Source organism: Roseibium aggregatum, assembly GCF_017309185.1.
Classification (GTDB): domain Bacteria; phylum Pseudomonadota; class Alphaproteobacteria; order Rhizobiales; family Stappiaceae; genus Roseibium; species Roseibium aggregatum_B.
This window is the reverse complement of record NZ_JAEKJZ010000002.1, coordinates 126,501-150,220: the sequence shown is the minus strand read 5'-3', so window position 1 is coordinate 150,220 and position 23,720 is coordinate 126,501. Positions and strand designations below refer to the sequence as shown.

19 protein-coding genes are annotated in these 23,720 nt (G+C 62.7%); 13 read left to right on the top strand and 6 right to left on the bottom strand.

Annotated features, from left to right (window positions below; genetic code table 11):
* The first annotated feature begins 402 nt into the window (after positions 1 to 402).
* The 3 genes from JF539_RS12880 to JF539_RS12870 all read left to right on the top strand — a co-directional run bounded on the left by JF539_RS12880 (position 403) and on the right by JF539_RS12870 (position 4,314).
* Positions 403 to 1,533, top strand: a complete 1,131-nt coding sequence (locus JF539_RS12880) for a type III PLP-dependent enzyme (RefSeq protein WP_207141078.1) — start codon at positions 403 to 405, stop codon at positions 1,531 to 1,533.
* 11 nt (positions 1,534 to 1,544) lie between these two features.
* Complete coding sequence (locus tag JF539_RS12875; RefSeq protein WP_207141077.1) at positions 1,545 to 2,096, top strand: GNAT family N-acetyltransferase; 552 nt, start codon at positions 1,545 to 1,547, stop codon at positions 2,094 to 2,096.
* A gap of 832 nt (positions 2,097 to 2,928) precedes the next feature.
* Positions 2,929 to 4,314, top strand: coding sequence for a homospermidine synthase (locus JF539_RS12870; protein WP_207141526.1), 1,386 nt, complete (start codon positions 2,929 to 2,931; stop codon positions 4,312 to 4,314).
* Positions 4,315 to 4,396: 82 nt separating this feature from the next.
* On the opposite strand, the gene JF539_RS12865 is transcribed toward JF539_RS12870, so the two are convergent.
* From JF539_RS12865 to JF539_RS12855, 3 genes are all read right to left on the bottom strand, one after another.
* On the bottom strand, positions 4,397 to 4,666 hold the full coding sequence (locus JF539_RS12865) for a hypothetical protein (RefSeq protein ID WP_207141076.1): 270 nt from the start codon (positions 4,664 to 4,666) through the stop codon (positions 4,397 to 4,399).
* Positions 4,667 to 4,965: 299 nt separating this feature from the next.
* A complete protein-coding gene (lysM, locus tag JF539_RS12860) occupies positions 4,966 to 5,400 on the bottom strand; it encodes a peptidoglycan-binding protein LysM (protein ID WP_207141075.1) in 435 nt (144 codons plus the stop codon).
* Between the two features lie 273 nt (positions 5,401 to 5,673).
* Entirely contained in the window at positions 5,674 to 6,132 is a 459-nt protein-coding gene (locus JF539_RS12855; RefSeq protein ID WP_207141074.1) for a hypothetical protein, read from the bottom strand.
* A gap of 545 nt (positions 6,133 to 6,677) precedes the next feature.
* Here JF539_RS12855 and JF539_RS12850 point away from each other — a divergent pair.
* From JF539_RS12850 to JF539_RS12840, 3 genes are all read left to right on the top strand, one after another.
* Positions 6,678 to 8,420, top strand: coding sequence for a sigma-54-dependent Fis family transcriptional regulator (locus tag JF539_RS12850; protein WP_207141073.1), 1,743 nt, complete (start codon positions 6,678 to 6,680; stop codon positions 8,418 to 8,420).
* Positions 8,421 to 8,867: 447 nt separating this feature from the next.
* Complete coding sequence (locus tag JF539_RS12845) at positions 8,868 to 10,667, top strand: flavin-containing monooxygenase (protein ID WP_207141072.1); 1,800 nt, start codon at positions 8,868 to 8,870, stop codon at positions 10,665 to 10,667.
* Between the two features lie 678 nt (positions 10,668 to 11,345).
* The gene (locus JF539_RS12840; RefSeq protein ID WP_207141071.1) at positions 11,346 to 13,355 is read left to right on the top strand and encodes an ATP-binding protein; all 2,010 of its coding nucleotides are present in this window, start codon (positions 11,346 to 11,348) and stop codon (positions 13,353 to 13,355) included.
* Between the two features lie 19 nt (positions 13,356 to 13,374).
* Here JF539_RS12840 and JF539_RS28015 read toward each other — a convergent pair whose 3' ends face one another.
* The 3 genes from JF539_RS28015 to JF539_RS12825 all read right to left on the bottom strand — a co-directional run bounded on the left by JF539_RS28015 (position 13,375) and on the right by JF539_RS12825 (position 17,007).
* A complete protein-coding gene (locus JF539_RS28015; RefSeq protein WP_207141070.1) occupies positions 13,375 to 14,169 on the bottom strand; it encodes a hypothetical protein in 795 nt (264 codons plus the stop codon).
* A 499-nt stretch (positions 14,170 to 14,668) separates the two neighbouring features.
* Positions 14,669 to 16,216 (bottom strand): hypothetical protein, encoded by a 1,548-nt coding sequence (locus tag JF539_RS12830; protein WP_207141069.1) that lies wholly within the window; start codon positions 16,214 to 16,216, stop codon positions 14,669 to 14,671.
* Complete coding sequence (locus tag JF539_RS12825; RefSeq protein ID WP_207141068.1) at positions 16,213 to 17,007, bottom strand: ABC transporter ATP-binding protein; 795 nt, start codon at positions 17,005 to 17,007, stop codon at positions 16,213 to 16,215. Before JF539_RS12825 ends, JF539_RS12830 begins: the two co-directional genes overlap by 4 nt.
* Positions 17,008 to 17,504: 497 nt before the next feature.
* Between JF539_RS12825 and JF539_RS12820 the strand changes: the two genes are divergently transcribed.
* From JF539_RS12820 to JF539_RS27890, 7 genes are all read left to right on the top strand, one after another.
* A complete protein-coding gene (locus JF539_RS12820; protein ID WP_207141067.1) occupies positions 17,505 to 17,921 on the top strand; it encodes a VOC family protein in 417 nt (138 codons plus the stop codon).
* 209 nt (positions 17,922 to 18,130) lie between these two features.
* Entirely contained in the window at positions 18,131 to 19,486 is a 1,356-nt protein-coding gene (locus JF539_RS12815; RefSeq protein ID WP_207141066.1) for an aspartate aminotransferase family protein, read from the top strand.
* 421 nt (positions 19,487 to 19,907) lie between these two features.
* The gene (locus tag JF539_RS12810; RefSeq protein WP_207141065.1) at positions 19,908 to 20,837 is read left to right on the top strand and encodes a 3-keto-5-aminohexanoate cleavage protein; all 930 of its coding nucleotides are present in this window, start codon (positions 19,908 to 19,910) and stop codon (positions 20,835 to 20,837) included.
* 2 nt (positions 20,838 to 20,839) lie between these two features.
* A complete protein-coding gene (locus JF539_RS12805) occupies positions 20,840 to 21,322 on the top strand; it encodes a GNAT family N-acetyltransferase (protein WP_207141064.1) in 483 nt (160 codons plus the stop codon).
* A complete protein-coding gene (locus tag JF539_RS12800) occupies positions 21,319 to 22,422 on the top strand; it encodes an NAD(P)/FAD-dependent oxidoreductase (protein ID WP_207141063.1) in 1,104 nt (367 codons plus the stop codon). Before JF539_RS12805 ends, JF539_RS12800 begins: the two co-directional genes overlap by 4 nt.
* 38 nt (positions 22,423 to 22,460) lie before the next feature.
* Positions 22,461 to 22,811 carry a RidA family protein gene (locus JF539_RS12795; protein WP_207141062.1) on the top strand — a complete coding sequence of 117 codons (351 nt, stop codon included), beginning with the start codon at positions 22,461 to 22,463 and terminating at the stop codon, positions 22,809 to 22,811.
* Positions 22,812 to 23,039: 228 nt separating this feature from the next.
* Entirely contained in the window at positions 23,040 to 23,693 is a 654-nt protein-coding gene (locus JF539_RS27890) for an SH3 domain-containing protein (protein ID WP_207141061.1), read from the top strand.
* The last annotated feature ends 27 nt before the right edge of the window (positions 23,694 to 23,720 follow it).

Sequence of the window (23,720 nt, the reverse complement as noted above, 5' to 3'; positions counted from 1 at the left end):
ATGGGATGTTGAAAACGGACATCTCTTAAGGGGCCGCTGCCAAGAAAACCGCCAAGGGGCGGGCAGCAGGTTCGGACGGCTCAAAGCAACGACGTAAGAGGGCTTTTTTGGTCTCTGCCGGGGTCTCCAACCTCCGGCGTCACTGAAGAGGCACTTGTTACATCCTTGCCCGACGTGCGGTTCGGTTTCCCCGATCCAATCAACGGCATTCCCGACGCGGGAAAGCAGTGCGCTCGATTTTCGAGCCGCGTTGCCCAACCGTCGCTGCAGGTCAACCCGGCCTCCGGTTCCATCCCGGGGGAGGCCCGGTGCGCTTGCGGCACCCTGCGACGTGAACGCAGCGCGCGCGCCAGCCAATCAGCGTGCCTGCGGCTAGAGATTGAGAAAGAGGGGAGCCCCCCAATGAGCGACCGTATCCGAGATTTCCTCCGCCTGCGCGATGCCGACGGCCCTTGCGTCGTTGTCGACCTGGACATTGTCCGCGAGAATTTCGAAGCCTTCGCCCGGTCCCTGCCGGACACTTCCGTCTATTACGCGGTGAAGGCCAACCCGGCTCCTGAAATCCTGTCGCTGCTGGAAAGCCTGGGCTCGTCCTTCGATTGCGCCTCCGTCGGCGAAATCGAAATGGTCCTGGCGGCCGGCGCATCCGCCGACCGCATTTCCTATGGCAACACAATCAAGAAGGAGAAGGACATTGCGCGTGCCTACGACTACGGTGTCCGCCTCTTCGCCGTCGACTGCGTCGAAGAAGTTGAAAAGATCGCCCGCGTTGCCCCTGGCTCCAGGGTCTTCTGCCGGGTCCTGTGCGACGGCGTCGGCGCCGAGTGGCCGCTTTCCCGCAAATTCGGCTGCGACCCCGAAATGGCGCCCGACGTCCTGGAACACGCCCACCGTCTCGGCCTTGGCGCCCATGGCGTCTCCTTCCACGTCGGCTCCCAGCAAGCCAACCTCGAAGCCTGGGATTTCGCTCTCGCCATGGCGGCAGGCGTCTTCCAGGAAATGGCGCTGCGCGGCATCGAGCTGAAGATGGTCAACATGGGCGGGGGCTTCCCGACCCGTTACCTGAAAGACGTTCCGGGCGTGCCGAGCTACGGCGAGGCGATCTTCCACGCGCTGACCAAGCATTTCGGCAACCGTCTGCCGTCGACGATCATCGAACCGGGCCGCGGCATGGTCGGCAACGCCGGCATGATCGAGGCGGAAGTCGTGCTCATCTCGCGCAAGTCCGCGGAAGAAGAAGTGCGTTGGGTCTATCTCGACATCGGCAAGTTCCACGGCCTGGCCGAAACCATGGACGAGGCGATCCGCTATCCGATCCGCACCCCGCGTGACGGCGATATTACCGCGCCCTGCGTGCTGGCCGGTCCGACCTGCGACAGCGTCGACGTACTTTATGAGAAGACGCCCTACCATTTGCCGGTCAGCCTTTCCATCGGCGACAAGGTCCTGATCGAGGCGTGCGGCGCCTACACGACGACCTATTCCTCGGTCGGCTTCAACGGCTTCGCGCCGCTGGCTTCCTTCGTTATCTAAAGGCTTTCGCCATGATTGAAATCGTCGATGAGGCACCGGTGCATACCGGTGCCCGCGAGGCGCTTCTCGACCTGTGTTTCGGCGAGGAGCGTTTCGCCAAGACGTCAGAACGCCTGCGCGAAGGCCGTCTGCCGGTTTTCGCCTATGCCGCGCTCGACGCGGAAGGTGTGCTGGTCGGTACGGTTCGACTCTGGTCCGTGGTGGACCGCAACGGTGCGCAGACCCTGCTGCTCGGTCCGCTGGCCGTGGATCCTAGCCGCCGGGGCCTGAAGGTCGGGGACCGCCTGATGCGTCACGCGCTCAACCAGGCGGTTCTGCATGGCCACGGGTCGGTCATTCTTGTCGGAGACCTGCCGTTCTATGCCCGGTTCGGTTTTGCCGCCGGCCGGCTCGATGCCGTTTCCTTGCCGGGACCGGTTGCCTATGACAGATTTCTCGCGGTTGAACTCGCACAAGGGCATCTTTCCGGCCTGAACGGGGAGCTGACGGCGGCGGGAGCCCTGGATGCGGCCGGGAGCATCGGGCTGTCCACCGGCCTGTCCCTGTTTCCACAAGCGATTTGACGAGGCAGCCTCGCGGCCGGGCTTTTCAACAAAAAGCGGCCGCGGGCTTGAATTTTCGGGAAAAAACCGTCACACCTTGCGAAAGGTGCAATTTGTGCGCCTCTGTGCAGACGGCCCCCCTTTGCCCGATCCGGTAAGGCCGGGCGGCGGGATGTTGAGATACTGGAGCTTATAAATGACCGACGAAAGCAACGGCGGCGCGCCGAAGAAACCGGCACCGAAGACAACCCGTAAACCGGCCACGGCGAAACAGGCCGCCACAAAACCGGCCGCCACAAAACCTGCCGCAAGCAAGCCTGCCGGCACAAAGCCGGCGGCAAGCAGATCTTCCGCCGCTAAGCCTGCCGCAGCGAAGAAACCCGCGGCCGCAAAGCCCGCTGCGGTCAAGAAGCCTGCGGCCACCCGGGCCGCCGCTCAGAAAACGGCCGCCACCGCGTCGGGCGCCGCCAAACCGGCGGCGGCGAAACCAGCCGCGGCGAAGCCCGCCACCGCTGCCAAGCCGGCGGCGAGCAAGCCGGCAGCCGCCAAGCCCGCCACCGCGAAAAAGCCGGCCGCCACGAAACCGGCCGCTGCAAGGAAACCTGCCGCGACCCGGCCCACCGCTGAAAAAGCGTCAAGCGCCGCCAAGCCCGCTGCCGCGAAACCCGCAACGCGCAAAGCCTCTGCCGCCAAGCCGGCCGCGACCAAGCCCGCCGCGAAAAAGCCCGCCGCCGCCAAACCGGCTGCGGCGAAAAAGCCTGTCGCCAAAAAGGCAGCCCCGAAAGCAGCCCCCAAGACCTCGGTCGCGCAGGACAACTGGCCGGTTCACGGCACCATCACCGGTCCTGTGGTGATGATCGGTCTCGGGTCCATCGGCAAGGGAACCCTGCCGCTGATCGAGCGCCATTTCAAATTCGACAAGTCCCGCTTCACCGTCATCGATCCGGTCGACACGGAAGCGAAGCTCGTGACCGACCGGGGCTACCGGTTCGAGAAGGTCGCGCTGACGCCGGAAAACTACAAGGACGTTCTGACGCCGCTGTTGAGCGAAGGCGAGGGGCAGGGCTTCGTTGTCAACCTGTCCGTCGATACGTCGTCGCTCGACCTGATGAAGCTCTGCCGCAAGCTCGGTGTGCTCTATATCGACACCGTGGTCGAGCCCTGGCCGGGCTTCTACTTCGACGACAAGGCCAAGGCGGCGGACCGCACCAACTATGCCCTGCGCGAAACAGTCCGCAAGGAAAAGGCGAAGAAGCCGGGCGGCACCACGGCGGTTTCCTGCTGCGGCGCGAACCCGGGCATGGTGTCCTGGTTCGTCAAGCAGGCGCTCGTCGATATCGCCACCGACACCGGCGTGAAATTCAAGGAGCCGAAGTCCCGCAAGGACTGGGCGAAGCTGATGAAGAAGGTGGGCGTCAAGGGCATCCACATCGCCGAGCGGGACACCCAGCGCGCCAAGGAACCGAAGCCGCAGAACGAGTTCTGGAACACCTGGTCCGTGGAAGGATTCCTGTCGGAAGGCTTCCAGCCGGCCGAACTGGGCTGGGGAACGCATGAGACCTGGAAACCGTCCAACGCCAAAAAGCACAAGAAGGGCTGCCAGGCGGCGATCTATCTGGAACAGCCGGGCGCCGACACCCGTGTCAGGACCTGGTGCCCGACACCGGGTGCGCAATACGGCTTCCTGGTGACCCATAACGAGGCGATCTCGATCGCCGACTTCTTCACCGTCGAAGACGGCAAGAAGGTCACCTACCGGCCGACCTGCCATTATGCCTATCATCCGGCCAATGTGGCGGTGCTGTCGCTGCATGAGCTGTTCGGCTCCGCCGGCAAGATCCAGGACAAGCTGCACGTGCTGGAAGAAGACGAGCTGCAGGACGGTATCGACGAGCTTGGCGTGCTGCTCTACGGCCACAAGAAGAACGCCTACTGGTACGGCTCGCAGCTTTCCGTGGAGGAAACCCGCAAGCTCGCGCCTTACCAGAACGCCACCGGCCTCCAGGTAACCTCCGCCGTCATCGCCGGCATGGTCTGGGCGCTGGAGAACCCGGAAGCCGGCATCGTGGAAACCGACGAGATGGACTACAAGCGCTGCCTTGAAATCCAGAGCCCCTATCTCGGACCGGTCAAGGGCTATTACACCGACTGGACACCGCTGGAAGGCCGTCCGGGCTTCTACAAGGAAGACCTCGACACCAAGGATCCCTGGCAGTTCCGGAACATCCTGGTGCGCTGATTGAGCATAGCGGCCCGCGCCGGAGAGCGCGCGGGCCGCTACGGAAAGAAAACTCAAGACCAACGGTCGATTGGTGCAGGCCTTAAAAGTCGACCGGACAAAGCTCTCCGGTGTTCATTTGGCAGGTCCGTTGCCGGGTGTGTTCCCGCCAGGCCCAGACATAGTATTCCTTGCGGCTCAGTTTTTCTGCCTGACCCGTACATATCGCCCGGGCTACGGTGCGCCCTACGGGCGTGTTGTAATCCCCGGCCTGTTTGGCTTTTTCGCAGGCGTTCTTCGGTTCCGGCTGATTGGTGGATGTCGACTGGCACCCGCCCAGGAACGCACCGGAAATGATGAGAGCTGCTGCCACTCCCGCCTTGAAACAAATCGCCACCCCGGCCCCCAAAAGTCTGAAATCAATACCTGACCTTACGCATTTCAGGTGCGTTATCGATTTTCTGTATCATGGGTTGTCATGCGATCAAAGCCCAAGCGATTCGCCGGGAGCAAGAAGCGAAAGATCGTCTTCTCAGGGGTCGCAAGTGGGGCCTTCCACCACCCGCCGGGTATCGCGGAAGGAGACTTTGGCAGAACCCGGCCTCGTCAGCGCGGACGCGACAGAGTGCCATCCGGCGGCCCGGAAGGCGCCGCCAGAGGCCGTGTCTAGTGTCAGAGGGCCGGAATGCGCAGCACCTGGCCCGGATAGATCTTGTCCGGATGGGACAGCATCGGCTTGTTGGCCTCGAAAATCGCCTCGTATTTCGCGCCGTTGCCATAGGCCTTCTCGGAAATGGCCCAGAGCGTGTCGCCCTTTTCGACCGTGTGGAACGTCGCTTCCGGCTCGCTTGCCGCCACCGCGATTTCCTCTTCCACCTTGGCGACGCCGAGCACGTTGCCGGCGGCCAGAATCAGTTTCTCGCGCGCTTCCTGGGTCGGCGCCGCGCCCGCGATCTTGACCGTGTCGCCGCTCACCTCGACCTTGACGTCGCCGTCGAGGCCGAGCGCTGCGACTTCCTTCTCAATCGCTTCCGCGCCCGTTTCCGGCGCTTCGTCGTCGCCCCAGAGCTTCTTGCCTGCGTCCTTTACGAAATCGAAGAATCCCATGTCCCTGTCCTTCCAAAACTGCTTGTGCCGCGGTCGCCGGGTCATCCGGGGCGCGGCCAATTCACGTTACCGGGTCATGTTGCAGAATTGCGGGGCGGACGAAAGGAAAATTGCCCCTGCGGCACGGAAACTCCGCAGCTTTCGTGCGGCCGCCGCCTTCAGGCGGATGACTGCGGCCATGCAGCGGCCTGCGCGATAACGCGGCCACCGGACGCTGCAGCGCTGCCCGGGCGGCCGGTTCTCCCGTCCGCGTGGGCAGCGCTCGCCAAATTGCTACATGTCCCGCATCCGGTTGGTCTGCTGGGCGAGACGCATCGTCTCGTGCTCCTCGATATCGAGAAGGGCCTGAAGCAGTTCCTTCGCTTCGGGAATGTCGACGCGCCTGTGCAATTCCCGATAGAGATCGATCGCCTGGTTGTGCACGTCGAACAGCGACTTGCAGATCTCGTCGAAGTCCATGTCCGCGAAGGGGACGTCGCCGCCGCTGCGGAGATCGATCGGCTTGTGCTCCAGGTAGTCGTATACCCAGGTGTTAAGGGCCCTGGAATCGGCGCGCTGCTCGAAGCCGTCGATGATTTTCTCCAGAGCCGTCTCGTGATCGGCAAGATAGGACAGCAGCATCCTGGCCAGTTCCTGCTGGTGCTGCGCGGAGCCGTCGGCCATGCGCTCGGCAAGCTGATGGTGCATGGCCCGGGTCCAGTCAATGAGATCAGAAATCTTCTTTACTTTCATGATCTTAATCTCCTGAAGATCGATCTTGGGCGGTTGGCGCCGAGGCCCGTCATCCTGCGTGGTGGCATGTGAGGCTTGCATCGCACTCGCGTACCGGAGCCGGGCCTGGCCGGTTCCGACTCGTCCGCTGCGTCGCCCGGTCCAATGGATAGGCCAGCCGGGCGGCCGTTGGCAAGATCGCGCCCGGATCCGTCCGGAGATTTCGCAACCGCGCGCCTTCACCAAAGGTCCGTCAAAAACCGGTCAGCGATCCTGCGCAAAGACGCCCATCAAGGTCTGCATGGCGCCTGATCCTCCGAAGCGCTATCGTAGGGTGCTGTTGACGAAAGCTGCGGTTTGTCACCCCGGACGGAGCGCAAGTGGAGAGCCGGGGCCTATTCGCGGTTCCGGAGCGTAAAGAGCCTGACGGTATCCGGACGGTTTCCGGGCAATCGGCGGCTCTGGAAACGAATGGGCCCCGGGTCGCGCTTCGCTTGCCCGGGGTGACACCGAAAAAGAAACAGGCTTTTCAACAGTCGGCAGGAGCAACCGTTTGGGAGGACGCGATGCTTGATTTCGAACATGTCGATGAAATCGACCGTGTGTTGCGCGGCGTGGAAACCGGGCGGGACAGCCTGGTCGCGGAAAGCTGGCGGCGCTGCGTTCAGACCTACGGCATGGATCCCGCGCGGCCGGATCCCGCCCATGTGGTGACGGAAGCCGAGCTGCGCGAGCACCGCGAGCAGTCCGAACGCCTCGTCGCCACCGCGCGCTCCGGCCTTCAGACGCTGTTCCAGCAGGTCGCGGGACAGAATTATGTCCTGCTTCTCGCCGACGCCAAGGGCGTTTGCGTTGATTTCTTCGGCGATCCGCGCTTTGAGGACCAGTTGCGCGAGGCCGGGCTTTATCTCGGTTCGAACTGGACTGAGGATCTGGCCGGCACCTGCGGTGTCGGCTCCTGCATCGTCACCGGCAAGGCGATTACCATTCACCAGAGCGACCACTTCGGACTGGCGCATACGCCGCTTTCCTGCACCGCGGCGCCGATCTTCGACACGAAGGGCGAGTTTTCCGCGGTGCTCGACATCTCGCTCCTGCGCTCGCCGTCGCCGAAATCCTCGCAGAACCTCGCCATGGGGCTGGTGACGGCCTCCGCGCGGCGGGTCGAGATGGCCAACCTGATGGCGACGACCCGGCGGGACTGGGTGCTGCGCTTCTCGACCAGCCCCGAGTTCCTGGAGGTCGATCCCGAAGCCGCCGTCGCGCTCGACGGGTCGGGCCGGATCGTCGGCATGACCTCGGGCGCGCGGCGGGCGCTCGACCCGGAGGTCGCCGGAAGCCTGATCGGCACGCGGATCGACGACTGGCTGGAACTTTCGGTGGACGATCTGCCGGAGCTGATGCGCGGACGGCCGACCGAGGAGCGGGTGTTGCGGCTGAAGGACGGACGCCGCCTCTACGGTCACGCCATCGCGCCCCAGACCCCGCAGACGATCTCTGCCCTCAGGCAACGCGAAACGGCGTTGCCGGGCGCGCTCGGCAGCTTCGCCGGGGCGGATCCGGCGCTGGGCCGTCTTCTGGCGCAGGCGGCGCGGCTTGCACCGACGCAGGTGCCGCTGCTGATCGCCGGCGAGACCGGCACCGGCAAGGAGCGGCTGGCCCGGGCGATCCATGTGGCTGGCCCGAAGGATCGCGGCTTTCACGCCGTCCGCTGCACCGGGGCCGATGCGCTCCAGGCCCTTGCCGATGCCGCACCCGGCACCTTGTTCCTGCGCGGGATCGAGGACATGCCGCCGGAGGGGCAGGCAGCACTCCTGGCGCTGCTCGACCGGCGGAGCGACCTTCGCGTCGTGGCGTCCTGCCGCTGTCACGCGTCCGAGCTCGCGGGCATCTTGCGCGAAGACCTGTTTTACCGTGTCGCGGGCGCCACCCTGGCGCTGCCGCCGCTGCGCCACCGGGCCGATCTGGACTGGCTGATCGACCGGCTGCTGCGCTGGCGCTGCACGGCCGAGATGCGCCTGTCGCCGGCGGCCCGGGCCGAGCTGAAATCGCGCGCCTGGCCCGGGAATATCCGGGAGCTGGAGCAGCTTCTGGATGTCGCGGTCGCCCTGTCGGAAGGCTCGGTCATCGACCTGCCGGACCTGCCCGCCGTGCCGAAGCGGGCCGAACCGGAGCCGGAAGGCGCGGGCGACCTGGAAGCGCTGCTTGCCGCCTGCGGCTGGAACATGGCGCAGGCGGCACGGCGGCTCGGCGTGAACCGCTCCACCGTGCTGCGGCGCATCCGCAAGGCGGGCCTGACGCGGCCCTAGGGTACGGACCCATAAAATTGTACGTTCAGGTCGCTCAGGAAAGGACTGTATTCAAGGCGTGAAAGCGCAGGAAACCCGGTAGGTTTTCAAGATTTTGCAACGCGGGAGACAGCCCTTTCCTGAGCGATCCGGAGGACACCAATCGGGCGTTGAAAAGCCGCGTCAAAGCCTTTGACCTATGCGAAAGCATAGCTCTGCAGGCTCTTCCTTGCTTTTCTGTGCCCGATTGACGCCTGAAAGCACAATTTTATGAGTCCGTACCCTAGCTGTCGCGCCCTGACACAACGCGGCCGTTGCCTGGTGTTGCGCGCCGTTGCGCGCGCAACGAGGCGCGCGCTTTCCTCCCCGTTTGCGCCGTCTCGGGCCCGGAACCCGTTGCCTGTGGACGCTTCCCCCCGATAATCGCGAGGCTGGAGGATCAACAACCAACAAGAAAGGGAGGAGCACATGCTCGACAAGACTGTTGCGGGCCGGACCCAGGCGTTTCTGGACGCTTTCGGCGAGGCGCTGGAGACAAACGACATCGCCCGGGCGCGGGAGATGTTTCAGGACGATTGCTACTGGCGCGACCTGGTGACTTTCACCTGGAACATCAAGACGGTGGAAGGCAAGGACCAGGTCGAGGACATGCTGAAGCACCAGCTTTCCACGACCAGACCCAAAAACTGGCTGCTGGCGGAAGGCGAGGAGCCCACGGAGGAGGGCGGCGTCATCACCGCCTGGATCAGCTTCGAGACAGACGTGGCGCGCGGCTACGGCCTGATGCGGCTGAAGGACGGCAAGATCTGGACGCTGCTGACCACGATGGTCGAGCTGAAGGGCTTCGAGGAACCCTCCGGCTTCAACCGCCCGCTCGGCGCGAAGCACGGCGCGGGCAAGCACCGCGAGACCTGGAAGGAGGAGCGCGAGCGCGAGGCGGCCGAACTCGGCTACAAGACCCAGCCCTACTGCCTGATCATCGGCGGCGGCCAGGGCGGCATCGCGCTCGGCGCCCGCCTGCGCCAGCTCGGCGTGCCGACGATCATCGTGGAGCGCAACGACCGGCCCGGCGACAGCTGGCGCAAGCGCTACAAGTCGCTCTGCCTGCACGACCCGGTCTGGTACGACCATCTGCCCTATATCAAGTTCCCCGAGAACTGGCCGGTCTTCGCGCCCAAGGACAAGATCGGCGACTGGCTGGAAATGTACACCAGGGTGATGGAGCTGAACTACTGGACCCGCACCACCGCAAAATTCGCCAGCTTCGATGAAAAGACAGGCGAATGGACCGTCGTTGTGGACCGCGACGGCGAGGAGGTCGTGCTGCACCCGAAGCAGCTCGTCATGGCGACCGGCATGTCCGGCAAGAAGCGGATGCCCGTCTTCCCCGGCATGGAAAAGTTCAGGGGCGTGCAGCAGCATTCCTCCGAACACGACGGCCCGGACCGGTGGAGCGGCAAGAAGGTGGTCGTCGTCGGCTCCAACAACTCCGCCCACGACATCTGCGCTGCCCTTTGGGAAAACGACGCGGACGTGACCATGGTGCAGCGCTCCTCCACCCATATCGTGCGCTCCGACACGTTGATGGAGATCGGCCTCGGCGCGCTCTATTCGGAGGAAGCGGTGCGCAACGGCGTCACCACCGAAAAGGCCGACCTGATCTTCGCCTCGCTGCCCTATAAGATCCTGCACGAGTTCCAGATCCCGGCCTATGAGCAGATGAAGGAACGCGACAAGGACTTCTATGAAGGCCTTGAAAAGGCGGGCTTCTGGCTCGACTGGGGCGACGACGGCTCCGGCCTCTTCATGAAATACCTGCGCCGCGGCTCGGGTTATTACATCGATGTCGGCGCGAGCCAGCTCATCATCGACGGCAAGATCAAGCTCAAGCGCGGCCAGGTCGTCTCGCTCGACGAGACCGGCGTCAACCTAGACGACGGCACGCATCTCGACGCCGACCTCGTCGTCTACGCCACCGGCTACAACTCCATGAACGGCTGGGTGGCCGACCTGATGGGCCAGGAAACGGCGGACAAGCTCGGCAAATGCTGGGGCCTAGGCTCCGACACCACCAAGGACCCCGGCCCCTGGGAAGGCGAACAGCGCAACATGTGGAAGCCGACCCAGGTGCCGAACCTTTGGATGCACGGCGGCAACCTCCACCAGTCGCGCCATTATTCCCAGTTCCTGGCGCTGCAGCTCAAGGCCCGGATGGAGGGCGTCCCGACGCCGGTCTACGGGCTGCAGGCGGTGCATCATTTGAGTTGACGGGGAGAGCGGGAGCTTGAATTTGAGGCCGGGCGCGGTGCTTCACCGGGGTGAGGTGGGGTGGCGTGTCCGGTCTTTTTGTTGTGGGGCGTTGCGTGTTACGCGAGGTCTTGCAGGTCAATCAGAAGACGGCTGATTTGGGGCCGGGAGCGGAATGGCGGCTGGCGTGCTCGGTTTGCGGTTAGCTGACATTCGTCGGCCCTGAAAGCGTCGGCAATACCGGCCCTTTTGGGTCACTCGCAAAGACGCCGCACTGCTTTGCTGAATTCACCAGACCTACAGTTGTGCATTTTGCATCACTTATCACAGACGGAGATCGTTGATGAGGGCCTTAAGCCGCCTGCCACCAAGACCGACGAGTGCGGTAGAGCCTTGGCTTTCTGTCTGACTTTCGGAACTTTTCGCTCGGAATGGCACACTAACCTTTGCCGAGGTGCGGGAATTCACCCGGTAGTTCATCGATGCTCTCGCGCAGTTCTGGCCGGCAGAGGGGAAACGGGGGATTGCGGAGTTCTATCTGTTGGGACGTTAACAACATGCGGCGAGGCGAAGTCCTGGAAACACAGACTTCGGCCGATCTTTGGATGAAACGAGAGTGGGACGCTACTCTTGCAGGTTGAAAACACGGTCGGCGCATGAGATTAGTTCAGGAATTGAGCGCTCACAGAGGTCCGATCCGTGCAGCAAATTGAGATTAAAGTTGAAAATGATCATATTCAGCGAGTTACCACCGCGAAACCGCTGGCAGCCATTTCGGAACTCATTTGGAATGCCTACGATGCAGATGCACGCGAAGTAAAAGTAGAGCTTGAAGAGGGCCAACTTACAAAACTAGACGTCATTCGAGTCGTCGACAATGGAACCGGGATTCCGGCTGACGAGGTTGAAGCATTATTTCAATCATTGGGTGGCTCCTGGAAGAAGCGGGCAGTTAAGACCAGCGGTGGCAGAATAATCCATGGAGAAAAGGGACAGGGCCGCTTCAAGGCATTTGCTCTTGGCGAGCGCGTAACGTGGGTTTCGCATCATGCTGGAAAGAAGTTTTCTATCAGTGGTGAAAAATCGGATCTGAAACGCTTCACGATTTCAGATACAGTCCCGTCCCCGAACAAGGGTTGCACCGTAGAAATCGAAAATGTCGTTCGAGATTTCGAAATTTGGTCGGCAGATGGGTTCGCCGAGCAGGTCCGGGATGTATTCGCGCTCCAACTCTACGAGGACCCCGATTTCCGTATCATCTATGATGGCGAAGAGATCGACGCACGAGACGCAATTCGCGACGTCACGCCGTATGAAATTACGGCGATTACCGAAGATAGTCATGAGTACAAAGCCACACTAAATATTATTGACTGGAAAAAGAAGGTCGAACGAAAGCTGATGCTTTGCCTACCCGGCCGTTTCAGTTTCCACGAAATGGCTCCGGGGATTCATGCACGTGGCTTCGACTTCACAGCATATTTGACCGCAGACCATTTTCAGGACCTTGCGGACGATAACTCGGAAGGACTGATAGAGCTCGATCCGCCCTCCATGGCACTTGTCGAGGCAGCGAAAGCCAAGTTGCGCGAGCACTTTCGCGAGCGCGAAGCAGAGCGTTCTCGTGGTAAAATTCAGGAGTGGAAAGAGGCAAAGATCTATCCCTATGAAGGAAAAGCGTCTGATCCCATCGAAATCAATGAAAGACAAGTCTTTGATGTCGTCGCATTGAATTTGGCCGACTATAGCCCTGACTTTGATAAGGCTCCGTCTAAGCAGCAAAAACTAATCCTTCAACTTGTAAAGGCCGCGATTGAGACCGGACCCGGTGCCTTACCTGCAATTCTGGAGAGCGTTGTAGACCTTCCCAAGGCGAAGCAAGAGGAACTGGCAGACCTTCTTCGCAAAACCTCCCTCACAGCTGTTATCAATGCCGCAAAAGCGGTCACCGATCGTCTCGAGTTCTTGCGAGCCCTACAGATTTTGGTATTTGAACCAAAGTCCAAACATCAGTTGCTCGAACGGTCCCAACTTCACAGAATTATCGCCCAAGAGACATGGATATTCGGCGAGCAGTTCAACCTGATGAACGACGACGAGGATCTGTCCGCCGTTCTGCGCAGCCATATCGAAGTGCTGGGCAGTGATAATGACAATGGTACCGCACGGAAGACACTCGCGCCAAGTACTCCCGTTCTCGACGCCGAAGGCAAAGCCGCCATCGTTGATCTGATGCTGTCGTGCCGTATGCCGACGGCCACCGATGAAGATCGAAAACACCTTGTTATTGAGCTAAAGCGCCCTAGCCAGAACCTAAACGAAGACGTCATCAACCAAATCAAGAAGTACGCAAAGGCTGTGGCCCTTGATGACCGTTTCAAACACCCGAACGTCGAATGGGACTTCGTTGCTGTGGCCAACCGCTTCACGAAAGATGCGGAGTTCGAAGCCCGGCAAAAGGACAAGCCTCGTGGGCTGGTGCTAGAAATTGATGACCCGATCAAGATACGTGTCTGGGCTAAGACTTGGGGAGAAATCATCCAGGAAGCCGAGGGGCGTCTGACCTTTTACAAGCGCCGCCTAGAGTATCAGGCCAATGACAAAGAAGCTTTGCGGTACCTGCGTACGATCAACGCAGACTACCTGAGTGAGGAGGTGAGGGAACGAATCTCGGCCCTTGATGCAGAAGAAGGCGTGGCGGCGGAGTAGCCTTCAAGCAGGGCTTTGTTCAAGTGTACCAGGACGTATCGTCGAAATGATGGGCAACAAGGGTTAGCTCAGTCGGCTTTTTAACCGGCGCTTCGAACCTCAGCCAGAATGGAAAGTCATGTTGGATTTCCACAGCGTCGTGCTTGGAGCCGTAGTGCAAGGTAACATTTGCAACGCCTGAAAAGCGCACAAGGATCACCTGTGAACCCAATGCTTCAATTTCGATTTCGGCATCGTCGATCCAAGGGTCGATTTCGTATCCTTTGCCCGCCAGAATATCAATGTCGTCGAAGGTCCGCTCGATCAACGCGTCCGACATTGCACGATAGACATCATCCACCAAGGCCTCTTTGACGGCACTTCGTCCTTCAGAAAATGACAGAAGTAGACCTTCAAGCGCCGCCAGGGCTTCATCGATAAATGACTTGATGGCCGCTTCGTCGTTTACCAGCGTGTCGGGTCGAACATGCGTTGCTTTGTTCAGGGCTTCTATCGACCGGATAGCCGCGCGGTGCAAATCTTCGACGTCCAATCCCAACCGTTCGACGAATGCGTCTGACAGACCGCCCTGGGTGGAATAGATGGCTTTTTGAAGACGCGTAACAGTCTTCGTGTTCGGCTCCTGCTTGAACCAAGCGCATGCGCGTACTTCATCGTCAGGCGCGTCCGCATGCAGTATGTGTCCGAACAATTCTCTCAATCCGGCCGCCGCAAGATGCAAACGAACAGGATTCTTCTGATCTTTGGCGACCATGAGACTGCCCGCAAGCAAGTCCCGTGAAAACTGATCCGGAAGACGATCCTCGACAGTCACGTGGTTACCTTTTTTAGAGTAGAGGCAGCAGAGTGCGACTCATGTCTCGTCGCAAAGCTTGCCTGATGGGAATTTGGAATTTCTGTTACAGCAAAAGTTTGAACGATCGCAATCGCTACCTTATGATCTTGCGGTTTCAGCTTCATCCACTGGGCAAAGTTACATCCCCCAAGTCAACCCACCGCCCCTCTCGAGCCTTGGGGCCGAGGGCAGCGAACGGGGGCTCTCCAAGTTTTTACACCTCGTATGTCGCACCGCGAATGACAGCTTTGCAGATACGACCGAGAACCAGCCAACGTTTGAGATGGGGACGCAAAGCGGGCTTTCACCACAACAGAGCAAAATGGCCGATCCTGCGAAACTTTGTTTCGCTGAATTCTATGGTCCCACACCCCGGCACGATCCAGTAAACTCTTTGCACCAAGCAAACCACCGAAAAGGAACCCGCCGCATAATGGCCTATGTCGCTGTCGGGGCCGACGACATCGCGCGCGCCCCCTCAGGCCTGCACGCCGTGTTTCGGACGGAGGCTCCAGGCGATCCCGAGCACGCACACGAGCAGGGCAAGGGGGAGGAGCACCAGCGCGCTGCCCGCCGCGACGAGGGCCGTGCCCGCCGCGCAGGCGATCGAGGCGGCGGCTTCCGTGAGCGTTGAGGCCTTCGAGGCGACCTGGCGGCGGCGGAAATTGGTGCGTTTGGCCTGGGCGCGGAACCAGAGCTGAACCAGGATGGCGCTTGCCGCCGCGATCATGGCGCCGGCAGCGGTGACCGCGGCACCCCACACCGAGACGAGCGCCAGACTCAGCGTGATCGGCAGCAGCAGGGCCCCGATCAGCGCCAGGACCGATAGCACCTTCGCCCAGAGCGTCGTAAACGCGGAGACGGGGGCCGTTGCGATCAGGTCGGGGGCGTCCTCGCCGGAGATGGTCAGCCAGGCAAGGCCGCCGGCAAGCTGTCCGACCGCCATGACGACAACGGGGGCGACGATCACGGAAACCCCGGCGGTGTCGCCAAGGCTGACCCAGAGCATGACGGCGGGCGGGATGAGATAGAGAACCTGCATCAGCGTCTGGGAGATCAGCCAGGGATCGCGGGCAATCAGCTTGAGTTCCTTGGAAACGAGCGCGCCAAGGGGCGAATAGCCCCGAAAGCTCCGGTCCGATGCGCGTCCGCGCGGGGTCTTTTCCGTCACCCCGAGCGCCAGCACGACAATGCTGCGGAACTGGACCGCGCCGCGCCAGGCGCCGGCCGCGAAAAAGAAAACGGACACCGCGAGGACCGGGATCAGCGCGCCGGTCTCACCGGTGACCGCGCGGGCGAGGACCCACCACGCGGAGTTCGCGCCCGGCGCATGCTCCGCCAGGAAGGCCGGATCGAGCAGCGTGAAGCGGGACATCGAGCGGAAGGACAGGATCGCGACCACCTGCATCCCGATCAGGAAGGACGCGCCGACGACCGCCGCCAGGATTTGCGCGAGGAAGCGCGTGCGCTGCGCGCCGACCGTTTTGAACAGCGACAGCGTGATCAGCACACCGGCTCCGGTCGCGGTCAGCGAGACCGCCAGGAGAACCGCATAGCCCGCGAGCCAGTGCACGCCGTCCAGCGCCACCGCAACGTTGAGGAAGGGAGAAATGACCAGCGCCGACATCGCCCAGCTTGTCAAAGCCATCATGACGATGCGCACGAGAAAGAGGTCGCGGGAGGGGGCGGGGGACGACAGGATCAGGTCGAGATCGTCGCGCGCGTAGAACGCGCGCGTCACCGACTCCATCGCCTGTGACAGCATCATGGTGAAGCTGAGCAGCACCGTCACCGAAAGCATGGCCAGCGCGGTCTGGTCGAGCGCAAACCCGGCGGCGAAACGGGGGGACAGCACGGCGTAGGCGACCAGATGCATGACCGCGTAGAAGAGGCCCATGCCGATCAGCGTGCGCCGCAGGCTGGTGTTGCGCCAGCCCGAGAACATCCAGGCCCAGTCGCGCCAGGCAAGCCGCAGCTCATGGCGGGAAAACCGCATCAGGGCGGAAGGCGCCGGGACCGCTCTCATGCGACCTTCTCGTCGAGGTCATCCGCCGCGCGCTCATGGAGGTCTCCTTCGCCGCCGCCCACGATTTCCAGGAAAATGTCTTCCAGGGAATGGCCGTCGGCGCTGGCGCGCGTGCGCAGCTCCTCCAGCGTTCCTTCGGCAACGAGCTGTCCGCGGGCGATGATCCCGATCCGGTCGGCCATGCGCTCCGCGACTTCAAGGATATGGGTGGTCATGATGATCGACACGCCCTCAGCGACAAGACCGGTGAGCACCGTCTTCACCTGTCGCGCGGAGCCTGCGTCAAGTCCGGTGAGCGGCTCATCGAGGATGATCAGGCGGGGCTCGTGGATCAGGGCACCGGCGAGCGCCACTTTCTGGCGCATCCCCTTCGAGAACCCGCCGCAGCGTTCGTTTGAATGGGGGGCAAGCCCGAAGGAGTCGAGCAGGCTGTCGGCCCTGAAGCGCGCGAGGTCCGGCGGCATGTTCCAGAGGCCCGCCACGAACTCGAGATATTCGACCGGTGTCAGCTTGTCGTAGACCATCGGGTCGTCCGGGACCCAGGCCAGGACCTGCTTGGCGGCAATCGGGTCCGCGAAGGCATCGATACCGCAGATCCTGACGGAGCCCGCATCGGCCTGGAGCAGTCCCGCGACCATCCGCAGCGTTGTCGTCTTGCCCGCGCCGTTCGGGCCCAGCAGGGCATAGAATTCGCCCTCACGCACCTTCAGCGAGAGCCCGTTGACGGCGGGTTCGCTGAAGCGCTTGTGAAGATTAAGAATTTCGAGGGAAGCGGTACTGGAAGACGGCATCTGTCTCTCGTCCATGGGAGGTTTGGACAAGTCTACCGTGGGGACCTTTCAGTAGGGTAAAACCGGGAGTTTTGGCGTGCATCGATGCCTCTTGGACGAAAAAAGCGGGGCGGGACAGTCAGACTACCGACAAACCCTCGGACGGTCATTCCGGACAAGTGCAGCGCAGCTGCGCGCTGATCCGGAATCCAGACATATTCGCGCCGGAGGCGCTCAATACTCAAATGATAACAGATAGATAGAAGAACATGTGCTCGCTGTTGCTCGCGCTGACGTCTGGATTCCGGCTCACGCGATGCCGCTTCGCGGCACGCTGGCCGGAATGACGGCCTGGGGGGGGGCGGTCGGCTGGGAACAGCCGGTCTTTCGAGGGGCGGCAACGCGCCGGAATGAGCGATCCCGCGCAGCTTCGGGCTCAGGAATTTTGTGGGTTCGCTCCCCGCGACGATGCCGTAAACTCCTTTCACTCAGCAACCTCCCGAAAAGGAGCCAGCCGCATGATCGCCTATGTCACTCTCGGGGCCGATGACGTCGCGGCCGCGAAGCGGTTCTACTGCGCGTTCCTGCCGGGCCTAGGCTATGATTTCGAGGAGAGTTCCGAGGGGCTGAGCTACACGCTGCCCGAACCGCCGGACCGGTTTGCCGCGCAACCGGATGTCTATATCAAGCCGCCCTTCGACGGACGTCCGGCCTCGGCCGGGAACGGCACCATGATCGCCTTCCGGGCACGCAGCCAGAAGCAGGTGCGCGAGCTTCATGCCGCAGGTCTTGCCGCGGGCGGCTCAGACGAGGGCGGGCCGGGCTTCCGGGAGGCCTACGGCCCCCGCTTTTACGTCGCCTACCTGCGCGATCCCGGAGGAAACAAGATCGCGCTTTTTTCCGACGACCCGGACGAGCCCGGACGGGACGGGTAGAGGGACGAAGGAGACCCGGACTTTTCAACACCCCGCCAGCGCACGTCGCAATGCAGGAAATTTCCCATTAAGCGCGACATGCTCCAAAGAAGTGAGGGCCTGCGGCATCAAGTTTCGGTGCGGCAGCGCGGCAGGGCACGGCATGCCTTGCCGGTGAAGCGGAACAATGCCATCAGTGGGGTTCCTTCCATCGTAGCCGGTCGCCCCCCATGAGCCAGTCCCAAACCTCCCATCTCTTCTATCAATCCCGCCAGAGGCGGCCGGTGCTGGACCGGGCCGAGGGCGTCTACATGTGGGACAAGGACGGCAAGCGCTATCTGGACGGATCGTCCGGCGCCATGGTCTGCAATATCGGCCATTCCAACGCGCGCGTTCTGGAGGCCATGAAGGTGCAGATGGACAAGTCGACCTTCGGCTACCGTCTGCATTTCGAAACAGAGCCGGCGGAAAACCTGGCCGCTAGGACGGCGGGCCTGGCACCGGAAGGCCTCGACAAGGTGTTTTTCGTTTCCGGTGGTTCGGAAGCGGTGGAAAGCGCCATCAAGCTGGCGCGCCAGAACGCGGTCGCCATCGGCGAGGCGCAGCGCACCAAGGTGATTTCCCGCGAGCCGAGCTATCACGGCTGTACACTGGGCGCGCTTGCGCTCACCGGCTATGCGCCGCTGACCGCTCCCTTCGACCCGATGATGCGGCCCATGCCGAAGATCCCGGCGCCCCGGGCCTATCTCGACGGGCTCGATCCCAACGACGATGCGACGGGCCACCACTATGCCGACATGCTGGAGGAGAAGATCCTGGCCGAGGGGCCGGAAACCATTCTCGCCTTCATCGTCGAACCAGTCGGCGGGGCTTCCACCGGCGCGCTGGTGCCGCCTGCAGGCTACATGCAGCGGATCCGGGAGATCTGCACCCGCTACGGTGTGCTCCTGATCCACGACGAGGTCATGTCCGGCGGCGGGCGAACGGGCAAATTCTTCGCCGGCGAGCACTGGGACGTCGATCCGGATATCCTGGTCATCTCCAAGGGCTTTGCCGCCGGTTACGCGCCGCTCGGGGCGATGGTCGCGCGCACGGACATCGTGACCAACGTGCTCGACGCGGGCGGCTTTTTGCATGGCTTCACCTATGCCGGCAATCCGCTCGCCTGCGCCGCGGGGCTCGCGGTCTTGGAGGAGATCGAGCGGGAGGACCTTTGCCGCAATGCCGCGGAGATCGGCACGCTGTTGCAGGATGAACTCGAAAAGCTGATGGAGCGATACGCGATCATCGGCGACGTGCGCGGCAAGGGGCTGCTGCTGGCTTTTGAGCTGGTGGAGGACAAGGCGACGCAACGGCCGCTGCCGGCGGAGCTCAATGTCTACAACCAACTGGTCGACATTGCTTACGAGAACGGCCTGATCATCTATTCCAGACGGACGCGAGGCGGTTACAGCGGCGACCACTTCATCGTCGCCCCACCGATGATCTCGACGCCCGACCATATCGCGGAAATCGTCGAAGGCCTGGACCTTTCGCTGCGCCAGCTTCTGGACAGGATTTCGCGGCAGGGCGCGCGGGTCGGGTGATAGACAACCCCTCGAAGCGTCATTCCGGACAAGTGAGGCGGTAGCCGAACGCAGATCCGGAATCCAGACATAATCTGCGCCAAAGGCGCTCAATGCTCAAATGAGAAAAGGAAGTTACGAGAATATGTGCTCGCTGTCGCTCGCGCTGATGTCTGGATTCCGGCTCATGCGATGCCGCTTCTCGGCACGCTGTCCGGAATGACGGTCAGAGGATTTTGTCAGTCTTTCCGTTACATCCATAAGGGAAGAGGCGCGTGGCGGCGCCAGTTGTGATTACTCCTACCTGCTCAGGAGGAGAGGGGTGCGTGCGGCGACGGTGTACCTTGCCAGGCTGCCTTGAAAATGGGAAAGAAGACGCAATTCCAATGGCTTTCGAGGGGTCTCGAACCCTGAACCGGACAGAAGCGGGGGGAACTCGACCGTGACAGACAAGATCATCATTTCCTGCGCCGTGACGGGCTCCATCCACACGCCCACCATGTCGCCCTATCTGCCGGTGACGGCGCAAGAGATTGCCAGGCAGGCGATCGGGGCGGCGGAGGCCGGCGCCGCGATCCTGCATCTTCATGCCCGCAATCCGGAGACCGGCCAGCCGTCGGCAAAGGCTGCGGATTTCATGGCTTTCCTGCCGGAGATCAAGGCAGGCTGCGACGCGGTGGTGAATCTGACGACCGGCGGCAGCGCGGTGATGACCCTGGAAGACCGTCTGGAAGGGCCGCTCAAGGCGCAGCCGGAGATGTGCTCGCTCAACATGGGCACGATGAACTTCGCGCTCTATCCGCTGGCGGACCGTTACGACACCTGGAAGCACGACTGGGAACAGCCGTTCCTGAAGACCTCCGACGATCTCGTCTTCAAGAACACGCCGAAGGATATCGAACAGGTGCTGATCCGCATGGGCGCGGAGCGGGGCGCGCGCTTCGAGTTCGAGTGCTATGACGTCGGCCATCTCTACATGCTGCGCCACTTCGCCGACCGGGGTCTCGTCAAGCCGCCTTATTTCATCCAGTTTGTCTTCGGCGTCCTGGGCGGCATCGGCGCCGACCCGGAAAACCTGCAGCACATGAAGCGCATGGCCGACAAGCTGTTCGGCGGCGATTACCTCTTTTCCGTTCTGGCCGCCGGGCGTCAGCAGATCCCCTTCGCGTCAATCGCGGCAAGCATGGGCGGTCACGTGCGCGTCGGGCTTGAGGACAATCTCTATATCGCGCGCGGCGAACTGGCCCGCTCCAACGCCGACCAGGTTCAAAAAATCTGCAAGATCGCCGAGGAGCTCGGGCGGACGGTGGCGTCGCCTGAGGACGCCAGGGAGATGCTCGGCCTGAAGGGCGCGGCGAAGGTAGGGTTCTGACGATGGACGGGATCGTCATCAAAAAGGTGGAACCCGAGGACGCCGAAAGGCTTCACGAGGCCCTGACCCGGCTTTCTGAGGATCTCGGCGACAGTCACGAAGCCAGCGTCGACGACCTGCTGGCTCACGGTTTTTCCGAGCCGCCGGCCTTCTTCGCGCTGATTGCGCTTCGGGGGCAGGAGACCGCCGGAGCGCTTCTGGCCTCGCCGGTGTTTTCCACCACGCGTGGTGGCGCCGGGCTTTATGTGTCCGACCTCTGGGTCTCGGCGGAGGCGCGTGGGGCAGGGCTCGGGCAAAGGCTTCTGGCAGCAGCTCTTGACCATGCGCCGGAAAGCTGGAACGTCACATTCCTGAAACTCGCCGTCTATGACGACAATCCGGATGCGCGCCGGTTCTACGACCGGTTGGGCTTCGAGGCCAGGGAAGGCGAAGCCGTCATGGATCTGATGGAGCCCGGGTTGAGCGCATTGAGGAAATCGTCATGACAGAAACAGCCGATTTCCTGGTTATCGGTGGCGGCATCGCCGGTGCGGGGGCCGCCGCGCGTCTCGCGCCCGAGGCCGCAGTCATCGTGCTGGAAATGGAGGACGCGCTCGGCCGTCATTCCACAGGCCGCTCCGCCGCGATCTATATCCGCAATTACGGTAACAAGGCCCTCAGGGCCATTACCGCCGCCTCCGAGGCGGTGCTGGTCGAACCGGAGGGGATCTCGGAGGAGAGCCTGCTGTCGCCGCGCGGTGAGATGCTGATCGCGCGGGACGACGAAGTCGATGCCCTGGAGACCTATCTGAAAGGCTCCTACGGCATGGAGCGTCTGACGCCGGACGAAGCGGTTGCGCTGTTTCCGCTGTTGCGCCGGGACGGCCTTGCGGCGGCGGCCATCGAACGCGATGCGCGCGACATTGATGTCGACCGGCTCCTGCAGGGCTTCGCGCGGCTGGCCAGGCGGCACGGCGCGCGGTTCGTTACGGATGCGCCGGCGCAGAGTATCGCCCGCACCGATGGCGTCTGGCGGGTCGAGACGCCGAAGGGAACCTTCGAGGCACCCGTTCTGATCAATGCGGCCGGCGCCTGGGCGGATGTGGTCGCGGGTCTGGCGAAGGTGCTCAAGGTCGGGCTCGTGCCCATGCGCCGGTCCGCGGCCATCGTGCCGCCGCCGAAAGGCGTGGATGTCACCGGCTGGCCGCTCGTCGCCAGCGCGTCGGAGACCTGGTACGCCAAGCCCGACGCGGGCAAGCTGATGGTCTCTCCGGCGGACGAGGACCCGGTCGAACCGCATGACGCCTGGCCCGACGACATGGTGCTCGCCGAAGGCCTTCACCGCTTCGAGCAGGCGGTGACGATGGAGGTGACGCGGGTGGAGCGCTCCTGGGCGGGCCTGCGCAGTTTCGTCGCCGACCGGACGCCCGTGGTGGGCTTCGCGCCGGACACCGAGGGGTTCTTCTGGCTGGCGGGGCAGGGAGGTTACGGCGTGCAGACGGCGCCGGCCCTGTCGCAGCTTGCCGCCGACCTGTGCCTCTCGCGCGCACCGGATCTGGCGGACGAGGTCGTCCAGGCTCTCAATCCGTCCCGCGTCATGGCGTGAGCGGAAAATTTTTTCCAACAAAGCAAGGAAGTGCAAGCATGTCCGATATCAAACGTCTCGACAGCGGTCCGCGCATGAGCCAGGCCGTCGTTCACGGCGGAACTGTCTGGCTTGCCGGTCAGGTCGGCAAGCCGGGCGAGAGCGTCACCGCCCAAACAAAAACCATCCTGGAGCAGATCGAATCTCTTCTGGAACGCTCCGACAGCGACAAATCCCGTATTCTGCAGGCGACGATCTGGCTGGAAAGCATGGACGACTTCGCCGAGATGAACGCGGTCTGGGACGCCTGGGTCGATCCGGCCAATCCGCCGGCCCGCGCCTGCGGCGAATCCCGCCTGGCGACGCCCGACTACAAGGTCGAGATCATCGTCGTCGCGGCAGTGGCCTGACATACGTCTGACAGCGGGGCTCGTCTTGAGAAGGGGCCGCAATTGAGGGCGCATGCCCGGGCGCGCGCGGCCGGTTCGCGCGCGCCGCCATTGGTAATGATCAATACTTACCCGGCCGAAAACACTTGTCGGGACTGCGGATAACCGGCTTTAATTCCGAAGTGCCGGGGTTCAAGCCCCCTGCATTTCAATTCGATATCGCTGCCGAAAATTTCAGGGGTTTCTTCCATGGCATTCCCGTCCCCAAGGTTACCGCTCCTGATCGTTTTCGCTGCCGTGCTCTGGCTGGTGCCGGGCCCGTCCGGCGCCCAGACCTCCTGGCAGGCGACCGCGACCACCACCTTGAATTTCCGGGCCGGTCCGGGAACCAGTTACCAGGTTCTGGGAAGCATTCCGCGGGGCGGGCTGGTATCGGTCTACCAGTGCACGGACGGCTACGGCTGGTGTGACATTCTGTATGCCGGTGTGCGCGGCTGGGCTTCCGGACGATATCTCGCCTATGCCGGGTCCGGCACCTATTATGGCCGTCCCGTTGTCTCGATGGGCGTCTATATCGGTTTGCCGATCATTCGGCGGAACTATCCGATCTACCGGCCAAGACCGCCCGCGAACCGGCCCCCGGGCAACCGGCCTCCCGGCACCCGTCCACCGAAGCCGACCCCGCCGATCGCGCGCCCGCCGAAACCGACCCATCCGATCGTGCGTCCTCCCGCGAACCGTCCGCCTGCCAACCGGCCGCCGACGGTTCAGCCGCCGAAACCGGGGCGTCCGATTGTCCGTCCCCCGCAGCCGTCCCGGCCCAGCACGCGCCCGCCGAGTTTCCAGCCCAGGCCGGGGACGCGTCCGGCGCCGAGGCCTCCGCGCGGTCAACGCCGCCGCTAATTTTCCCGTCCCTGACGAGGTGACAGA

Coding starts and splice junctions, on each gene's coding strand:
- JF539_RS12875 (WP_207141077.1), top strand. CDS start 1,545: ATGATTGAAATCGTCGATGAGGCACCGGTGCATACCGGTGCCCGCGAG.
- JF539_RS12870 (WP_207141526.1), top strand. CDS start 2,929: ATGATCGGTCTCGGGTCCATCGGCAAGGGAACCCTGCCGCTGATCGAG.
- JF539_RS12880 (WP_207141078.1), top strand. CDS start 403: ATGAGCGACCGTATCCGAGATTTCCTCCGCCTGCGCGATGCCGACGGC.
- JF539_RS12845 (WP_207141072.1), top strand. CDS start 8,868: ATGCTCGACAAGACTGTTGCGGGCCGGACCCAGGCGTTTCTGGACGCT.
- JF539_RS12850 (WP_207141073.1), top strand. CDS start 6,678: ATGCTTGATTTCGAACATGTCGATGAAATCGACCGTGTGTTGCGCGGC.
- JF539_RS12825 (WP_207141068.1), bottom strand. CDS start 17,007: ATGCCGTCTTCCAGTACCGCTTCCCTCGAAATTCTTAATCTTCACAAG.
- JF539_RS12830 (WP_207141069.1), bottom strand. CDS start 16,216: ATGAGAGCGGTCCCGGCGCCTTCCGCCCTGATGCGGTTTTCCCGCCAT.
- JF539_RS12815 (WP_207141066.1), top strand. CDS start 18,131: ATGAGCCAGTCCCAAACCTCCCATCTCTTCTATCAATCCCGCCAGAGG.
- JF539_RS12800 (WP_207141063.1), top strand. CDS start 21,319: ATGACAGAAACAGCCGATTTCCTGGTTATCGGTGGCGGCATCGCCGGT.
- lysM (WP_207141075.1), bottom strand. CDS start 5,400: ATGGGATTCTTCGATTTCGTAAAGGACGCAGGCAAGAAGCTCTGGGGC.
- JF539_RS12855 (WP_207141074.1), bottom strand. CDS start 6,132: ATGAAAGTAAAGAAGATTTCTGATCTCATTGACTGGACCCGGGCCATG.
- JF539_RS12795 (WP_207141062.1), top strand. CDS start 22,461: ATGTCCGATATCAAACGTCTCGACAGCGGTCCGCGCATGAGCCAGGCC.
- JF539_RS12805 (WP_207141064.1), top strand. CDS start 20,840: ATGGACGGGATCGTCATCAAAAAGGTGGAACCCGAGGACGCCGAAAGG.
- JF539_RS12820 (WP_207141067.1), top strand. CDS start 17,505: ATGATCGCCTATGTCACTCTCGGGGCCGATGACGTCGCGGCCGCGAAG.
- JF539_RS27890 (WP_207141061.1), top strand. CDS start 23,040: ATGGCATTCCCGTCCCCAAGGTTACCGCTCCTGATCGTTTTCGCTGCC.